Source organism: Pseudoalteromonas lipolytica, from assembly GCF_001306915.1.
In the GTDB taxonomy this organism is placed as follows: domain Bacteria; phylum Pseudomonadota; class Gammaproteobacteria; order Enterobacterales; family Alteromonadaceae; genus Pseudoalteromonas; species Pseudoalteromonas simplex.
The window spans coordinates 1-775 of sequence record NZ_LJTC01000036.1 but is presented as its reverse complement, the minus strand read 5'-3'; the positions used below and the strand labels follow the sequence as shown (position 1 = coordinate 775).

Genomic DNA, 775 nt, shown 5'->3' with positions numbered 1-775 from the left:
GATCTGGGGCGTGACGCGCTCGGAGAGGGCGCCCTCGAGGCGCCGCTCCATCAGCTCGTTGGCGATGTCGGCGTTGTCAGCCATGGGCGGTGTCCTCCTGGTTGGCGGCGTGGCGGCGCTCGTTGGCCTGGCGGATGCGCTGCAGGCGCGCGCTCTTCTGCTCGGGCGTTTCCTCGGGCAGCAGCTCGTACAAGCTGCGGTGGCGGGGCTCGGCCTGCTCGGTGATCAGGAGCTCGCCGGCTTCCTCGTCGAACTGCAGGTGCAGCCAGACATCCCCGGCCTTGATCGGCATGGCGGCCAGTTCGCGGATCTCCTCGGTGGAGAGCTGCTTGATGACCTCCTGGGCGGCCTGCTTGGCCTGCTCGAGCTGCTCCAGGGAGCGCTCGAGGGATTGGCGGTCGAGCTCCACGCTGTTGACCCTGCCGGCGATGGCGTGAAGGGCGTCATACAGGGGTTCGTTACGAAGGCTCATGAGTGGCTCCTTGCGGGTTGCGCTGCTTGCTGGGGACGGCGGCTGCCGGGGTGCGGCAGCTTGGCCAGGGGGATGCCGAGCTTGCGGGCGATGTGGTCGAGCCCGGCATCGGTGAATTCGGTGCGGCCGTAGTGGGTCCAGCCGCAGATGGGGTGCCAGTAGGTACCGGTGGCCACCAGCACCAGGTTCACCCGGCCGCGGTAGGGGCCGGCGGGCAGGTTGTCGGCGCCCAGCACACCCGCCTCGCGCAGCTGGCGGGCCAAGGTGTTGCGGCCGAGGTTGAGCAATGGCGCGGCCTGGTCG

Annotated in this window: 2 protein-coding genes; both read right to left on the bottom strand. The window is 69.8% G+C overall.

From position 1 onward, the window contains the following. Positions 1-76: 76 nt before the first annotated feature. Positions 77-472, bottom strand: coding sequence for a hypothetical protein (locus AOG27_RS21545; RefSeq protein ID WP_054554909.1), 396 nt, complete (start codon positions 470-472; stop codon positions 77-79). After that, positions 469-775 (bottom strand): hypothetical protein (locus AOG27_RS21540; protein ID WP_161804363.1); only part of this gene is annotated, 307 nt, incomplete at its 5' end. The genes AOG27_RS21540 and AOG27_RS21545, both read right to left, overlap by 4 nt.

Coding starts and splice junctions, on each gene's coding strand:
- AOG27_RS21545 (WP_054554909.1), bottom strand. CDS start 472: ATGAGCCTTCGTAACGAACCCCTGTATGACGCCCTTCACGCCATCGCC.